The following is a 13184-nucleotide window of genomic DNA, read 5'->3' as shown; positions in this document are numbered from 1 at the left end:
GAGACAGGATGACCGCGGCGGCAGGCGTCGCGGTCATGTCAGGGATCGGATCAGGCCGACAGGCGCTTGCGACCATGCGCGCGGCGGGCGGCAATGATCTTGCGGCCGTTACGGGTCGCCATGCGCGCACGAAAACCGTGCCGGCGGGCGCGCACGAGCTTGCTCGGTTGATAGGTGCGCTTCACGGGTGTCTCTCCGCAGTCTGGTTATGCCGCCCGGGACCGGAATGCCCCCCTCGACCGCCGGCCGCAACGATGGTGCGGCACTCTTGCGTCAATATGAGAGGCAGCCCGGCCGCCAGGGCAGCCGAGGTTCGGAGGCGGCTTATAGGGGGAGGAGGCAGACAAGTCAACGCGCCTTGTCCCATTCCTCTGCGTCTCTCGCGAGGCGGGGCGGCGGCGTCATGCGGCGTCGCAGGGCGGCGGCCTGGCGGGATCCCCGCGCCGCGCAAGAGCAGGCGCATGAGAGCGTGATGCATATCCCAATCGGCAGCGGAGGGCAGCCCCCGACGTTCGGGGAGCGGCGGACGTTCTTCGACGCCGCATGGCTCACCCAAGCCCCAATCCTGCAAGGGCCGGCATGCGACCGGCCTCGGCCGCACGGTGCCGGTCGCGCGTTTCGCCTCGAACCGGATGCCGGTGCGGTGCTGTTCTATCGTGGCGGCGAGAAGGTTCCTCGCCACGGTTCAAGACGTTGCGGCCGGCGGCCGGCTGCCGGCGCCTCGCGACGCGTCCTTCTCCCGTAGGGGAAGGTGGACGGCGCCGGGGGCGCGATGCTGCCGGTGAGGATCGAAGGGGCGGCAAGCGAGGGCGCGCGGCGCGATCGGAAACGCGACCCCTATCGCACGCCGTTCCCTCCGGCGGCTTGCGAAACGTGCCGATGCCGGGGCGGCGGCGCATGCCGTGTGTAGCGCTGGCGGCTCCTCCGCTCGGCCTGATGGCGAGGCGCCGGGTGAGAGAATCACCGAAGCGAGGCCCAGCCGGCGCCGGTCGTCATGCCGCCTGCATCGGCCGGGCAGTGTTTCCTCCAGGCTTTGGTTCCCCCGAGGCTTCCGGGATCGCTTCCCGATCGAGGCCGGGGAATCGTCTTTTCGATGATCTTTCCGGCACGGGGGATCATGTCCCGGACGATCCCCGGCCCGGCGGCCGGAATCGCCGCCAGCCTGCGCCGGGGGGCTCGGCCGGTTGGCCTGCGGACTTCATCACGAAGGGCCATTTTGAACGACCTTGCCGGGTCGGTACCCGGCGCGGCCTCGCCATGGCCGCATTCGCTCCTATATGCTTTTCACGATTCCGTGCGACGCGCCGACGTGCGTCTCTGGCCGTAGGGCCGGCCATGACCAGATAAGGCTGCGATGACGACGCCTCTCGATGCCGCTTCGCCTCTGGCTGCGCTCTCCGAGCGCACGCTGCCGTCCGCGGCGGCGGCGGAGACGGCTGCGCGGCCGGCCGGCGCGCCGGGGACGGCAGCGCGGAGGCCGTCCCGCCATCTCGGCCTGTCCGGCAAGCTGCTGGCCTTCACCGTCGCCTTCGTGGTGCTGGCGGAACTTTTGATCATCGTGCCGTCGATCGCCGCCTACCGGGTCAACTGGCTGTCGGACCGGCTCGCCGCCGCCCGCACCGCCGCGCTGGTGCTGGACGTGGCGCCGCAGGAGATGGTGCCGCCCGATCTCACCCGCGAGCTGCTGGGCAGCGTCGGCGCCATCACCGTCGCGCTGAAGCGCAACGATACCCGCCGGCTGCTCGCCTCCACCGACATGCCGCCGGAGGTCGACCTGCATGTCGACCTGCGCGATGTCGGGCCGTGGCAGGCGGTGAGCGAGGCGGTGGACACGCTGTTCGCGCCCGACGGGCGGATCATCCGCGTGGTCGGCACCCCGCCGCGGCTCGGCGGCTTCGTCGAGATCGTCATCGACGAGACGCCGCTGCGCAAGGCCATGCTGCGCTTCACCCGCAACCTGGTGCTGGTGTCGCTGATCATCGCCGCGCTGACCGGCGGGCTGATCTATCTCGGCCTCGCCTGGATGTTCGTGCGGCCGATGCGCCGGCTCACCCAGCGCATGGTCGCCTTCCGCGAGGCGCCCGGCGCGCTGCCGGCGGCGCTCGATCCCACCGCCCGCATGGACGAGATCGGCCAGGCGGAGCGCGAATTCACCGAGATGCAGCGGCAGATCCGCGAGACGCTGCAGCAGAAGAGCCGGCTGGCGGCGCTGGGGCTGGCCGTCTCCAAGATCAACCACGATTTGCGCAACCTGCTCGCCTCGGTGCAGCTGCTTTCCGACCGGCTCGCCATGATCCGCGATCCCGCCGTGCAGCGCTTCGCGCCGAAGCTCGAGGCGGCGCTCGACCGTGCCATCGCCTATTGCGAGCACACGCTCGCCTACGGCAAGGCGCAGGAGCCGCCGCCGGAGCGGCGCATGGTGGCGCTGGCGCCGCTGATCGCCGACGTGCAGGCGACGCTGGGGCTAAGCGCCGAGGACGGCGCCGCCATCGGCTGGGTGGATTCGGTGGAGCGCGGCCTCAAGGTCGACGCCGATCCCGACCAGTTGTTCCGTGTGCTGCTGAATCTCTGCCGCAACGCCGTGGAGGCGCTCGCCGCCCGCGCCCCCAACGACCCGCTGCGCGACCAGATCCGCGTCACCGGCCGCCGCGAGGGCTCCACCGTGGTGGTCGAGGTCGCCGATACCGGCCCCGGCGTGCCGGAGGCGGCGCGGGTGCACCTGTTCGAGGCCTTCCAGGGCTCGGCGCGGCGCGGCGGCACCGGCCTCGGCCTCGCCATCGCCGCCGAGCTGATGCAGGCGCATGGCGGCGAGATCCGCCTGGTGCCCGGCACCATCGGCGCTACCTTCCAGCTGCGCATTCCCGACCGCCCGGTCGATCTCGAGGCTCACCGGGCGCTGCGGTCGCATGGCTGATTCCCGGCGCCGGTCGGCGCGTACCCTGATCGCCGGTCTGATCGGCCTTATTGGTCTGATCGTCCACCTCACTGCACTACCCGGAGCCGCGATGGCCGCCCCCGTCAGTGTCTCCGGCACGCAGGTCGTCGTCGACGGAAAGGCCTTCGCGATTCGCGGCGCGGCGGGGGAGCAGCAACTCGGCGAGCTCGCCGGCCTCGGCGCCACCACGGTGCGCACCTATGGCGGCGATCCCGGCCCGGTGCTCGATGCCGCGCAGCAGGCGGGCTTGAAGGTGATCGTCGGCCTGTGGGTCGAGCATCCCCGTCGCGGCGTCGACTATGCCGACCGCGCTTTCGTGGACAAGCAGCTCGCCGACTTCAGCCAAACCGTTGAGAAATATAAGGATCATCCGGCCTTGCTGATGTGGGGCATCGGCAACGAGGTCGAATCCGAGCTGGCCGACGACGGTGCCGTCTGGCCCGCCATCGAGGAGGTGGCGGCGATGGTGAAGGCCGCCGATCCCGCGCATCCGCGCATCGCCGTGCTGGCCGAGACCGGCGCCGACAAGGTGGCGAAGCTGCGCGTGGCGGCGCCGAGCATCGATGTGCTCGGCATAAATGCTTATGGCGACGCGCTTTATTCCGTCGTCGCCCGCGCCCGCGACCAGGGCTGGACCGGACCCATCGTCATCACCGAGCTCGGCGCGCGCGGTCAGTGGCAGGCCGCCACCGCCCCCTGGGGCGCGCCCTTTGAGCTGACCTCCACCCAGAAGGCGATCGAGCTGAGGCGCTATATCGCGGCGCTGGACAAGCAAGGCGTTGGTATCATTCTATTTTTCTGGGGCTGGAAGCAGGAGGTGACGCCGAGCTGGCACAGCCTGCGCCTGCCTTCCGGCGAATGGACCGAGGCCGCCGAATCGATGGCGGAGGCGTGGGGCGGCCGGACGCCGGAGGGCAACCATGCCCCGCGCATCGCCGCTCTACGCCTCGTCGCGAACCCCTCCCAGCCCTATGCCAGCGTCGGAGCTTCCGAGCCTTGGCAGGTGGAGCTGGCGGCAAGCGATCCCGATGGCGATCGTTTGGACATTCGTTGGGTCGTCCGGCAGGAATCCCGCATCCGCACCGTTGCCGGCGATTTCGAACCGGACGCCGAGGTGATGGCCGATGCCGTCGTCGCGACGGAGAATGGCGCGCGGGTGCGGGCGTTACCCGTTGGAAAATATCGACTTTTCGTCGAGATTCGTGATGGCCGCGGCGCGGCCGCGACGGCGAATCTGCCGTTCGAGGTGCGGTGAGCGCGACGTTCCGCCGGTGTGGCGCGCGAAAATCTTTCCACAAGCGGATCGGCTTTCCCCGCGATCCATTGCGACAGGGATGTTGCATTGTCTGCGGAAACGGGGTAGCTGACGGGCCTCTCGCGAGGGGTACCGCCTCCGCGACGAAGGCCAGCGGGTCTTACGACCCCGGCCGGGCGCCCGTAGCTCAGCTGGATAGAGCACCAGACTACGAATCTGGGGGTCAGAGGTTCGAATCCTTTCGGGCGCGCCACTCTAACACTTTACCTGCAAGGGTTTCCCCCACTCTGGGGAAAGTGAGACATTCCAGACGTTCCAGCGATTGGTTCACGCCTCGTTCTTACGGCTCGCGACGCGCAGTTCGGCGACGCAGGCGGTCTTCTTCAAAGGTGACGCGATTGTAGCGGTGGGTGGTCGTGATCTGGCTGTGCCCGGCCTCAGGCCATGACGTCGCCCTCGGCGTGGAACGAAGGGCGGCCCGGCGTGTTGAGGTGACTGTCGTCAGGGATCGCACATGAAGATCCTCATCGCCCTCGCCTCAGCGATCGTCCTCGCTCTTTCCAGCAGCGTCGGATTCGCGCTGACTGCCGAAAGCGTGAACACCGCCGAATTCCGGGAAATGCCCGCTAGGAGCGGGAAGAACGTCGCTCGGCCGGATCCGCTGATTGTCGCGGCCCAGGTTCTGCTCAGCCGGCGCAGCATCTCCCCGGGCGAGATCGACGGACTGGATGGCAAGAATTTTCGCAAGGCGTTGGCGCAGTTCCGTCGCGGGAATGGTCCCGGTGACGGCGATGACCTCGACCAAAGGACATGGGTGGCGCTTACCGCGGGTTCCAATGGTGGAATCGTCGTCAGTTACACGCTCTCGAGGAAGGACGTTTCGGCCCGCTTTGTCCGTTCCATACCACGGGATTATGCGCGACAGGCGCGGCTGAGGCGCCTTGCCTACACCAACCCGTTGGAGATGCTGGCCGAGCGCTTTCATATGAGCGAAGGCCTGCTCAACGAGCTGAATCCCAAAGCGAAATTTCGCAAGATCGGCGAGCGGATCGTCGTGGTGTCGGTTGATCGCGCACCGGCTTATGTCGCGGCGGAACGGATCGAGGCGAACAAGACGACCGGCATGGTGTCCGTCTATGGCCCGGGCGACCTCGTCCTCGCGAGCTATCCGGCGACGATCGGCAGCGATGACACGCCTTCGCCGACCGGCGAGTACACCGTCGAGCGGATCGTGAAGAATCCGACTTATCACTACGATCCCCAGAAGAACTTCCAGCAGGGCCGCAACAAGCGGAAACTCGTGCTGCCCCGGGGGCCGAACAATCCCGTCGGTACGGTATGGATCGCGCTTTCGAAACCGACCTTCGGGATCCACGGGACGCCTGAGCCGAGCAAGGTCAGCAAGACGTCGTCTCATGGCTGCGTTCGGCTGACGAATTGGGACGTGGAAGAACTGGCCGCTCTGGCGAGGAAGGGGCTGCCGGTGCGATTCGTGGAGTAACGCCGATATCGACAGCGGGTCTGGTGTTTCCAGTGGCCGAAGGCCGCGGGCCCCCTGGCGTGCTTGCGACGTCCTTGCCCGAAATGATCGTCGGCATCTCGGCGCCAATCCAGATTCGCGCTGGCTCAGCCTTCGGCCGCGGTTTCGAAGGCGGCTTGCGCCAGATCGGTTTCGCGCAGCAATTTGCGCGCGAGGTCGCTCGATATGCGATGGCTGCGCACCATGTCGATGATCGTCGTGCTCTCCGCCTTCAAAGCCAGTACGTGCAGCCGTTCCTCATCGTGCAGCGTCTCCTCGTCGCGTGCCGCCTGCGCCTCCGGCTGCAGTTGCGCCAGACGATGCTGGTAGTAGTCGGCGACCAGGGCGACGGCTGTCAGGTGGCGCCCCTCCTGGATACCTTCGTGTTCTCCGGCCCGGCCCAGCGCGGTGATCGCCGCCCGAGCGGCCTCGATACGCGCCATGCGCTCCTGCTGATCTTCGCGGGGCTCCGGCGGCAGGGAAATGCCCTTCAGCAGCCGCGGCAGGCCGATATTGGCGAGGACGAGCGAGCCGAGTATCACCCCGGCGGCGATCAGTATGGCGAGATCGCGGGAGGGGAAGGGCAGGCCGTCGGGCAACACGAGCGGCAGGCTGAGCGCTCCGGCCAGGGTGACGGCACCCCGGACGCCCGCCACCGACATCGCGAGGACCAAGCGTGTGTTCGGCAGGCGCCGGCCGCGAGCGGGCGCCGGGTGGAAGCGAAGCCAGATGAGGACCGAGATCCAGATCCAGACAAAGCGCAGCACCGCCAGCGCCACGATGACGGTCAGCACATAGACCGCCAGCCAGCCGAGCCCAGCATGGCCGCTTTCGGCGGCCCCGGCATCGACCCGTGGCAATATGCTTGGCAGTTGCTCGCCGAGCAGCAGAAAGATCGAGCCGTTGAGGGCGAATTGCAGTGTCTCCCACACGGCATTGCGGCGGATGCGGGTGATGGCGAGCGTCTGGCCGCTGACCTCGATCCAACTCATCATCAGACCGGCGGCGACCGAGGCGAGCACCGGCGAGCAGCCGATGGCGGCGGCAAGCAGATAGGCGCCATAGGGCGTCAGCAGGCTGATGAGGATCTGCGACGAGGTGTGCTCCCCCAACCGCGCCGCGACCCATAATTTGACGGAGGCGATTGCCCGGCTGAGGGCGAGGCCGAGCGCGATGCCGCCGATCGCCGCCCAGACCAGCCCGCCCAGCGACGGCCAGAACGGAAAGGTGCCGGTCATCGTCACGGCAATGGCCACGCGCAGGCAGATCAGACCCGAGGCGTCGTTGAACAGGGCCTCGCCTTCCAGAATGCGCAACAGCCGACGCGGAATCGGCACGTCGGTCACCATGGCGGTGGCCGCCACGACATCGGTGGGCGAGAGGACCGCCGCCAACGCGAAGCAGACCGACAAAGGCATGGCGGGCAGGATCGCCTGCAGCAGCAGTCCGACGCCAAATACGCTGAAAAAGACCAGCCCGAAGGCGAAGGACAGAACAATCGTGGCATTCTCCTGCAGGTCGCGTTTCGGTACCCGCCAGCCGTCGAGGAACAGAAGCGGCGGCAGGAACAGCAGGAAGAACAGCTCCGGCTGCAGCTGCACGCCGAAATCGGTGACGCAGCCGATAAGGGCGCCGGCCGCGATCTGGATGAGCGGCAATGCGATGCGTCCTCCCACCGCTCGGTTGATCCAGTGCGTGGCGACGACGCCGACCAGCAGAACGAGAATGGTCCAGAGCAGATTCATGAGTCTCACCGAGAGACACGTGCCGTGTCGGGTTTGATCGCCCCTCACTCGGGGAGTGATCCGGCGGCGGTGGGAGGAGACGTCGGAGCCGGGGAGGAAGGGAGAGGTAGTGCGACCGCCGAAGCGGAAGATGCCGTGCCGGGCTCCAGGGTTCTTTTCGATCCACATCGCGGCTGCGGTTTCGACCGCTGTCGCTTGAGGGCTGTGGCCGCGAATAGCCGGCGGGCGGCGCGCTACTGCGGCGGCCTCCTCGATGGCATGTTGCGGAGGCGCCCGTGGAAGCCGGCGCGCCGAGGGGCGCCGTGCGCGAGGAGAGCGCCGATAAGGGCTCTATTCATGATTTCGGCCTGCCGCATGCGCGGGCGGGCTCAGGCGGCGTCGATGTCTCGCAAGGGGACCCGGCTCGCCGCGTTGTGGGAATCGGCCAATTCCTTGAGCATGGCGAGCAGCAGCGTCGCGCGTTCGGCGCCCAACGGGGCGAGGAGCCGTGCCTGACTGCGCAACACGTGCTCCCGCACGGCGTGGCGTAGGTTTTGCCCCTGCTCGGTCACATAAAGCCGACGCACGCGCCGGTCGGCAGCATCCACCTCGCGACGGATAAGGCCACGTGCCTCCAGGCGCTCGACGCATTTGGTGACCGAGGAGCGATCGAGCGCGGAGCGCTCCATCAGGCGTGTCTGATCGATGCCGGGGTCGGCGGCTACCACCGACAAGGCCCCATATTGTGCCGGGCTGAGGTCAAACCCGGACGTCTCGTCGAGGAAGATCGCCATGGCGACCTGATTGCAGCGCCGGATCAGGAATCCCGGCAGGTGGCCGATATCGTCTTCCGGAGGCGTATCCATCTGTGGCCGATCTCCAATTGCGCACCATATGTCGACCATGATAGTTGCATTACTGAATTTCAGCAATGCAATATGTTTCCCTCGCGGAAACATGTCGATCGGTATCGAACATGGCTACCTCCGGCACCTCTTCCCGTCCGGCCACTAATGGCGTTTCCTCGGCTGCGCCCACCGTCGATGGCGCCGGGTCTCATGCCCATCTCCATGCAGGGGCGGGCAGGGGCCAGGCCACGCGCCGCCTGCTGCGGGGTCTGTTGATTCCCCTGTTTGTCCTCGCTGTGGTGCTCGCCCTGGTGCGGTACTCGGCCGGGCACTGGAACGACTGGGTCGGCCTCGCTGCCGTCCAAACGACCGACGACGCGCAGGTCCGCGCGGAGAACATCCGGGTCGCCAGCCGCATCTCCGGCGTCGTCCAGAGCTTTCGGGTCCGGGACTTCCAGCGTGTCCGGGCCGGGGACTTCATCGCCGAGATCGATCCGGCCGACAACGCCGCCGCCGTCGCCAAGGCGGAGGCCAATGTCGCCGCAACGGAGGCGACCCTTGCCAACCTCGCGAACCAGATCGCGCTCCAGCGCGCGGTCATCGAGCAGGCGGATGCCGCACGTGCCTCGGCCGTGGCCAAGGAACTTGAAAGCCGGCAGGAGCGGCAGCGCCAGGAAGCGCTGCTGCCGACCGGTTCCGGCACCAAGCAGCGCGTCGAGCAGGCGATCGCGGCGCATGTGACGGCGCAGGCGGACCTGAAGGCCGCCGAGGCCTCCCTGACCGCGCAAAGCCGGCAGTTGGACGTGCTCTCCGGCACCCGGCGCCAGCAGGAGGCGGAACAGGCGGCGGCGCAGGCGACGCTGAAGGCGGCGAGGCTGCAGCTCGACTATACGCGGATCGTCGCACCGGCGGACGGCGTGGTCGGCGAGCGACTGGTGCAGGCCGGCAGCTATGTCTCTGCCGGCGCCAGCGTCATCGCGCTGGTGCCGCTGCCGCATGTCCATGTCATCGCCAACTATAAGGAAACCCAGCTGCCCAACGTCGCCGTGGGCCAGCCGGTCGACATCACCGTGGATGGCCTGCCCGATGTCGCCCTGCGCGGGCATGTCGAACAGATCGCACCGGCGAGCGGCTCGCAATTCGCGCTGCTGCCGCCCGACAACGCGACCGGCAATTTCACCAAGGTGGTTCAGCGCATTCCGGTACGGATCGCCATTGACGAAGGGCAGGCGGCGCTGGAGCGGCTGCGGCCGGGCATGTCGGTGGTCACGGCGATCCGCACCGATCGTGGAGCCCGGATGGCGGCGCAGCCATGAGCGCGCCATCGCCGGATCGGCCCGCCGACAACCCAGTGACGCGCGGGGCGCGCTCGCATCACCCGGGCTTCGCGGTGGCCGCGGTGATGGTCGGCACGTTCCTCGCGGCCTTCGACAGCCGCCTGTTCACGGTCGGGCTCGCCGATCTGCGGGGCGGCTTCGCACTCGGCTACGACGAAGGCGGCTGGCTGAGCACCGCCGCGCTGGCGCCGCAGATCCTGATCGCGCCGGCGGTGGCGTGGCTGGCCACCACCTTCGGGGTCCGGCGCCTGCTCGGCGTGCCCAGCCTGGTCTATGCCGCGATCTCGCTGCTGATCCCGTTCGTGCGCCACTACGAACTACTGGTTGCCCTGCATGTCGCGCGTGGACTGCTGCTTGGCGTCTTCGTGCCGGCGACGCTGCTCATCATTCTGCGCAATCTCTCCCTGCAATGGTGGCTGCCGGCCATCGCGCTCTATGCCTTCCGGTCCGCCTTCACCTTGAATTCCGGCGCGGCACTTGGGGGCTATTACGTGCAGACGCTGGGCTGGCAGTGGATGTATTGGCAGGACGCGCTCGTCGCGCCGGTCATGGCGGTGCTGGTCTATGTCGGCGTGCCCCGCGAGCGGGTGGATCGCGGGCTGCTCGTCCATGCGGATTGGGGCGGCATGCTGCTGTTCGGCGCCGGGCTCACCCTGATCTATGTCGGGCTCGACCAGGGCAACCGGCTCGACTGGCTGGAATCGGGAACGGTGGTGGCGACGCTGGCGGGCGGCGCGGCGCTGATCGTGGCGTTCTGGATCAACGAATTGCTGCATCCCGAGCCCTGGGCCAGCGCGAAGGTGCTGATGTCGCGCAACATCCTGCTCATGCTGGGCGTCACCGTGCTGTTCACCCTGACCAGCGTGTCGAACGGCCTGCTGGTTCCCAACTTCCTCGACGTGATCGGCGCGCTGCGGCCGGAACAGACCGGCGACTTGCTGTTCGGCTCTGTCGCGCTGCCGCTGGTCGGCTTCACCGTGCTGGCGGTGTTCCTGCTGCGGCGGATCGATGCCCGCATCGTGCTGACGCTCGGTCTCGGCGCCTTCGCGCTTGCGAGCCTGCTGGCGACGCGTCTGACGGGGGTGTGGCGGCTGGACGACTTCGTGCCGCTCACCCTGCTGCAATCGGCCGGCCACGGGCTGACCTTCGTCGCCATCATCGTCATCGCGCTGAGCAACGCCAATCCCAAGCGCGCGACAGCCTTCTCCGCCTACATCCAGGTGCTTCGCCTGGGCGGCGCCCAGATCGGCCTCGCCTTGATGATGACCTGGCTCAGGATCCGCGAGCAGGTGCATTCCCACCAGCTCGGCCAGCACGTGTCGGATGGCGAGGCCTCCGTCGAGCAAACCGTGACGGCGCTCGCCAATCGCTTCGCGCCCTTCGATGCCGGGTCGGCCCATCAGCGAGCGCTCGGCACGCTGGCATCGCTGGTGAAGCAGCAGGCCAATGTGCTCGCCTATATCGACGGCTTCCAGCTTTGCTACTGGCTGGCGCTGGCGGCCCTGCTGCTGGTGGCGTTCATGAAGGCGCCGCCACCGGGACCGCTTGTCCCCCGCCGATCGCTGGCATGAGGGCTGGCGCTGCAAGGCACATATCTCGCGGACGCATCTCTAGATGACGAAAGTGCCGGCGATCGCGGGGATCGCCGGCACTTTGAAACCGTCATTCCTGCTTGGCGGACACCATCCGCGAACGAACCGCGGGAAGGAAGGCCGCGCCGTCAGGCGGCTCGCGTCAGTCCGATCTCGACATTGCCGCGGATCTCGACTTCGATTTCGAGGATCGACATCGGCGCGCCGCGCTCGAGGCGTACCTTCACGCTGTCGCGTTCGCAGGGCACGCGCTTGGCGACGGCGGCCAGAATGTCTTCGCGCAGGCTGGACAGCAGGTCGTCGCCGCCGAGAACCTGGCGCTCATGCGAGAGCAGGATCTGCAGCCGCTCGCGCGCCTGCGGCGCGCTGCCATTGGTGAAGAAGCGCTTCCACAGCGTCATGCCGCCCTCCGCAGGAACTTGCCGAACAGGCCGAGGCGCTGCTTCGGCACTTCCACCGCCAGTTCCTCGCCCTTGAGGCGCCGAGCCGCGTCGTTATAGGCGCGGGCCGGCACGCTGTCCGGGTCGTGGATCGAGACCGGCACACCGAAGTTCGAGGCCTTCAGCACGTCCGGGCTTTCGGGCACGATGCCGAGCAGCGGCAGCGAGAGGATATCGAGCACGTCCTCGATCTTCAGCATGTCGCCGCGCGCGGCGCGCACCGCGTCGTAACGCGTCAGCAGCAGGCGCTTGTCGACGGTTTCACCGCGCTCCGCCTTCAGCGTCTTGGAATCGAGGATGCCGACGATACGGTCGCTATCGCGGACCGAGGACACTTCGGGATTGGTGACGACGATCGCGATGTCGGCGTGGCGCATGGCCAGCGTGGCGCCGCGCTCGATGCCGGCCGGGCTGTCGCAAACCACCCAGTCGAAATGGCGGCGGAGGTCGTCGATGACCTTGTCGACGCCTTCTTCCGTCAGCGCGTCCTTGTCGCGGGTCTGCGAGGCCGGCAGCAGGAACAGCGAGTCGAGGCGCTTGTCCTTGATCAGCGCCTGCGGCAGCCGGGCATCGCCCTGGATGACGTTGACGAAATCATAGACCACACGCCGCTCGGCTCCCATGATGAGGTCGAGATTGCGCAGGCCGACGTCGAAATCGACGACGACGACCTTGTCGCCGGTGCGCGCCAGCGCGGCACCGATCGCGGCGGTCGTCGTCGTCTTGCCGACGCCGCCCTTTCCAGACGTAACTGTAATGACCTTTGCCATGCCTCGCTCCTAAAGTGCGGCAAGCCGCAATGTGTCGTTCTCTGTCCACACACGCACGGCCCGCCCCCGCAGGGCACCGTCGATGTCTTCCGCCGTCCGGTAGGTTCCGTCGACGGCAATCAGCTCGGCTTCCATCTTCGTGCAGAAGATCTGTGCCCTCGAACCGTAGGTCGCTCCGGCGATCGCCCGCCCGGCCAGGGTGCCGTAGACGTGGATCGACCCGCCGGCGATGATTTCGGCGCCGGCGCCCACCGAGCCGACCACGGTCACGTCGCCCTCGAGGCAGACGATGGATTGGCCCGAACGCACCCGCTGCTCGACCAGCATGTTCACCGGGTCGGTCGGCTCGACCGACTTGCGCGGCGTCTCGGCCACCGCGACCGGCTCTTCGGGGAGGACGAGGGTGGCGTCGCGCCCGCCGCGCAGCACCGGCGGCATCGAGGCGTCGATCATGCTGGGCTTCACGCCCTCGAGCCCGACGAGGCGCACGCCGCGCGTGGCGAGCTCGCCGATCCAGCGCTCGACCTCGGCCTTGCTGGTGGCGGTGCCGGCCATGTCGAGCACCACTGTCCGCCCGGTGAAGAAGCCCGGCGAGCGCTCCAGCCAGATGTCGAAATCGGTCAGCCACGGCTGAAGCGGTACATCGGCCACCAGCGTCATCGCCATGAACGAGCGGCCGCGAAAGCGGATGGACGGGCCGGAGCGGCTGACAGCGTTCACGGTGCGAATCTCCTCTAGTCAGGAGAGATTCCGTTAATTTTGGT

Annotated in this window: 11 protein-coding genes and 1 tRNA gene; 6 read left to right on the top strand and 6 right to left on the bottom strand. The window is 67.9% G+C overall.

The window, feature by feature from the left end; genetic code table 11:
* Positions 1 to 50 precede the first annotated feature (50 nt).
* Positions 51 to 185 carry a 50S ribosomal protein L34 gene (gene rpmH / locus LGR54_RS22425; protein ID WP_213340341.1) on the bottom strand — a complete coding sequence of 45 codons (135 nt, stop codon included), beginning with the start codon at positions 183 to 185 and terminating at the stop codon, positions 51 to 53.
* Between the two features lie 1169 nt (positions 186 to 1354).
* On the opposite strand from rpmH, the gene LGR54_RS22420 reads away from it, so the two are divergent.
* From LGR54_RS22420 to LGR54_RS22405, 4 genes are all read left to right on the top strand, one after another.
* Positions 1355 to 2914 carry a HAMP domain-containing sensor histidine kinase gene (locus LGR54_RS22420; protein ID WP_230364182.1) on the top strand — a complete coding sequence of 520 codons (1560 nt, stop codon included), beginning with the start codon at positions 1355 to 1357 and terminating at the stop codon, positions 2912 to 2914.
* Between the two features lie 91 nt (positions 2915 to 3005).
* Positions 3006 to 4190 (top strand): glycosyl hydrolase, encoded by a 1185-nt coding sequence (locus LGR54_RS22415; RefSeq protein ID WP_230364181.1) that lies wholly within the window; start codon positions 3006 to 3008, stop codon positions 4188 to 4190.
* Positions 4191 to 4366: 176 nt separating this feature from the next.
* Positions 4367 to 4443 (top strand) — tRNA-Arg (locus LGR54_RS22410).
* Between the two features lie 261 nt (positions 4444 to 4704).
* Positions 4705 to 5691: a L,D-transpeptidase gene (locus LGR54_RS22405; protein WP_230364180.1), complete on the top strand. Its 987-nt coding sequence runs from the start codon at positions 4705 to 4707 to the stop codon at positions 5689 to 5691.
* A 125-nt stretch (positions 5692 to 5816) separates the two neighbouring features.
* On the opposite strand, the gene LGR54_RS22400 is transcribed toward LGR54_RS22405, so the two are convergent.
* Entirely contained in the window at positions 5817 to 7622 is a 1806-nt protein-coding gene (locus tag LGR54_RS22400; protein WP_230364179.1) for a Na+/H+ antiporter, read from the bottom strand.
* A gap of 200 nt (positions 7623 to 7822) precedes the next feature.
* Positions 7823 to 8299 (bottom strand): MarR family winged helix-turn-helix transcriptional regulator, encoded by a 477-nt coding sequence (locus LGR54_RS22395; protein WP_230364178.1) that lies wholly within the window; start codon positions 8297 to 8299, stop codon positions 7823 to 7825.
* A 254-nt stretch (positions 8300 to 8553) separates the two neighbouring features.
* On the opposite strand from LGR54_RS22395, the gene LGR54_RS22390 reads away from it, so the two are divergent.
* On the top strand, positions 8554 to 9597 hold the full coding sequence (locus LGR54_RS22390; RefSeq protein WP_370638260.1) for an HlyD family secretion protein: 1044 nt from the start codon (positions 8554 to 8556) through the stop codon (positions 9595 to 9597).
* Positions 9594 to 11189 carry an MFS transporter gene (locus LGR54_RS22385; RefSeq protein ID WP_230364177.1) on the top strand — a complete coding sequence of 532 codons (1596 nt, stop codon included), beginning with the start codon at positions 9594 to 9596 and terminating at the stop codon, positions 11187 to 11189. Before LGR54_RS22390 ends, LGR54_RS22385 begins: the two co-directional genes overlap by 4 nt.
* A 149-nt stretch (positions 11190 to 11338) precedes the next feature.
* Here LGR54_RS22385 and minE read toward each other — a convergent pair whose 3' ends face one another.
* The 3 genes from minE to minC are packed head-to-tail and all read right to left on the bottom strand — an operon-like array spanning position 11339 to position 13140.
* A complete protein-coding gene (gene minE, locus LGR54_RS22380) occupies positions 11339 to 11611 on the bottom strand; it encodes a cell division topological specificity factor MinE (protein ID WP_230364176.1) in 273 nt (90 codons plus the stop codon).
* On the bottom strand, positions 11608 to 12420 hold the full coding sequence (gene minD, locus LGR54_RS22375; RefSeq protein ID WP_214007396.1) for a septum site-determining protein MinD: 813 nt from the start codon (positions 12418 to 12420) through the stop codon (positions 11608 to 11610). The genes minE and minD overlap by 4 nt, the downstream gene beginning before the upstream one ends.
* A gap of 9 nt (positions 12421 to 12429) precedes the next feature.
* Entirely contained in the window at positions 12430 to 13140 is a 711-nt protein-coding gene (minC, locus tag LGR54_RS22370) for a septum site-determining protein MinC (RefSeq protein ID WP_230364175.1), read from the bottom strand.
* Positions 13141 to 13184 lie beyond the last annotated feature (44 nt).

This window comes from Ancylobacter sp. Lp-2 (assembly GCF_020523795.1).
GTDB lineage: Bacteria > Pseudomonadota > Alphaproteobacteria > Rhizobiales > Xanthobacteraceae > Ancylobacter.
Note: the sequence above shows the minus strand (reverse complement) of the source record. Positions and strands in the feature narration are given on the sequence as shown.

What these genes read in the sequence shown, in the direction of transcription:
- LGR54_RS22420 (WP_230364182.1), top strand. Translation starts at nt 1,355, where the DNA reads ATGACGACGCCTCTCGATGCCGCTTCGCCTCTGGCTGCGCTCTCCGAG.
- LGR54_RS22415 (WP_230364181.1), top strand. Translation starts at nt 3,006, where the DNA reads ATGGCCGCCCCCGTCAGTGTCTCCGGCACGCAGGTCGTCGTCGACGGA.
- LGR54_RS22405 (WP_230364180.1), top strand. Translation starts at nt 4,705, where the DNA reads ATGAAGATCCTCATCGCCCTCGCCTCAGCGATCGTCCTCGCTCTTTCC.
- LGR54_RS22400 (WP_230364179.1), bottom strand. Translation starts at nt 7,622, where the DNA reads ATGTGGATCGAAAAGAACCCTGGAGCCCGGCACGGCATCTTCCGCTTC.
- LGR54_RS22395 (WP_230364178.1), bottom strand. Translation starts at nt 8,299, where the DNA reads ATGGATACGCCTCCGGAAGACGATATCGGCCACCTGCCGGGATTCCTG.
- LGR54_RS22385 (WP_230364177.1), top strand. Translation starts at nt 9,594, where the DNA reads ATGAGCGCGCCATCGCCGGATCGGCCCGCCGACAACCCAGTGACGCGC.
- minE (WP_230364176.1), bottom strand. Translation starts at nt 11,611, where the DNA reads ATGACGCTGTGGAAGCGCTTCTTCACCAATGGCAGCGCGCCGCAGGCG.
- minD (WP_214007396.1), bottom strand. Translation starts at nt 12,420, where the DNA reads ATGGCAAAGGTCATTACAGTTACGTCTGGAAAGGGCGGCGTCGGCAAG.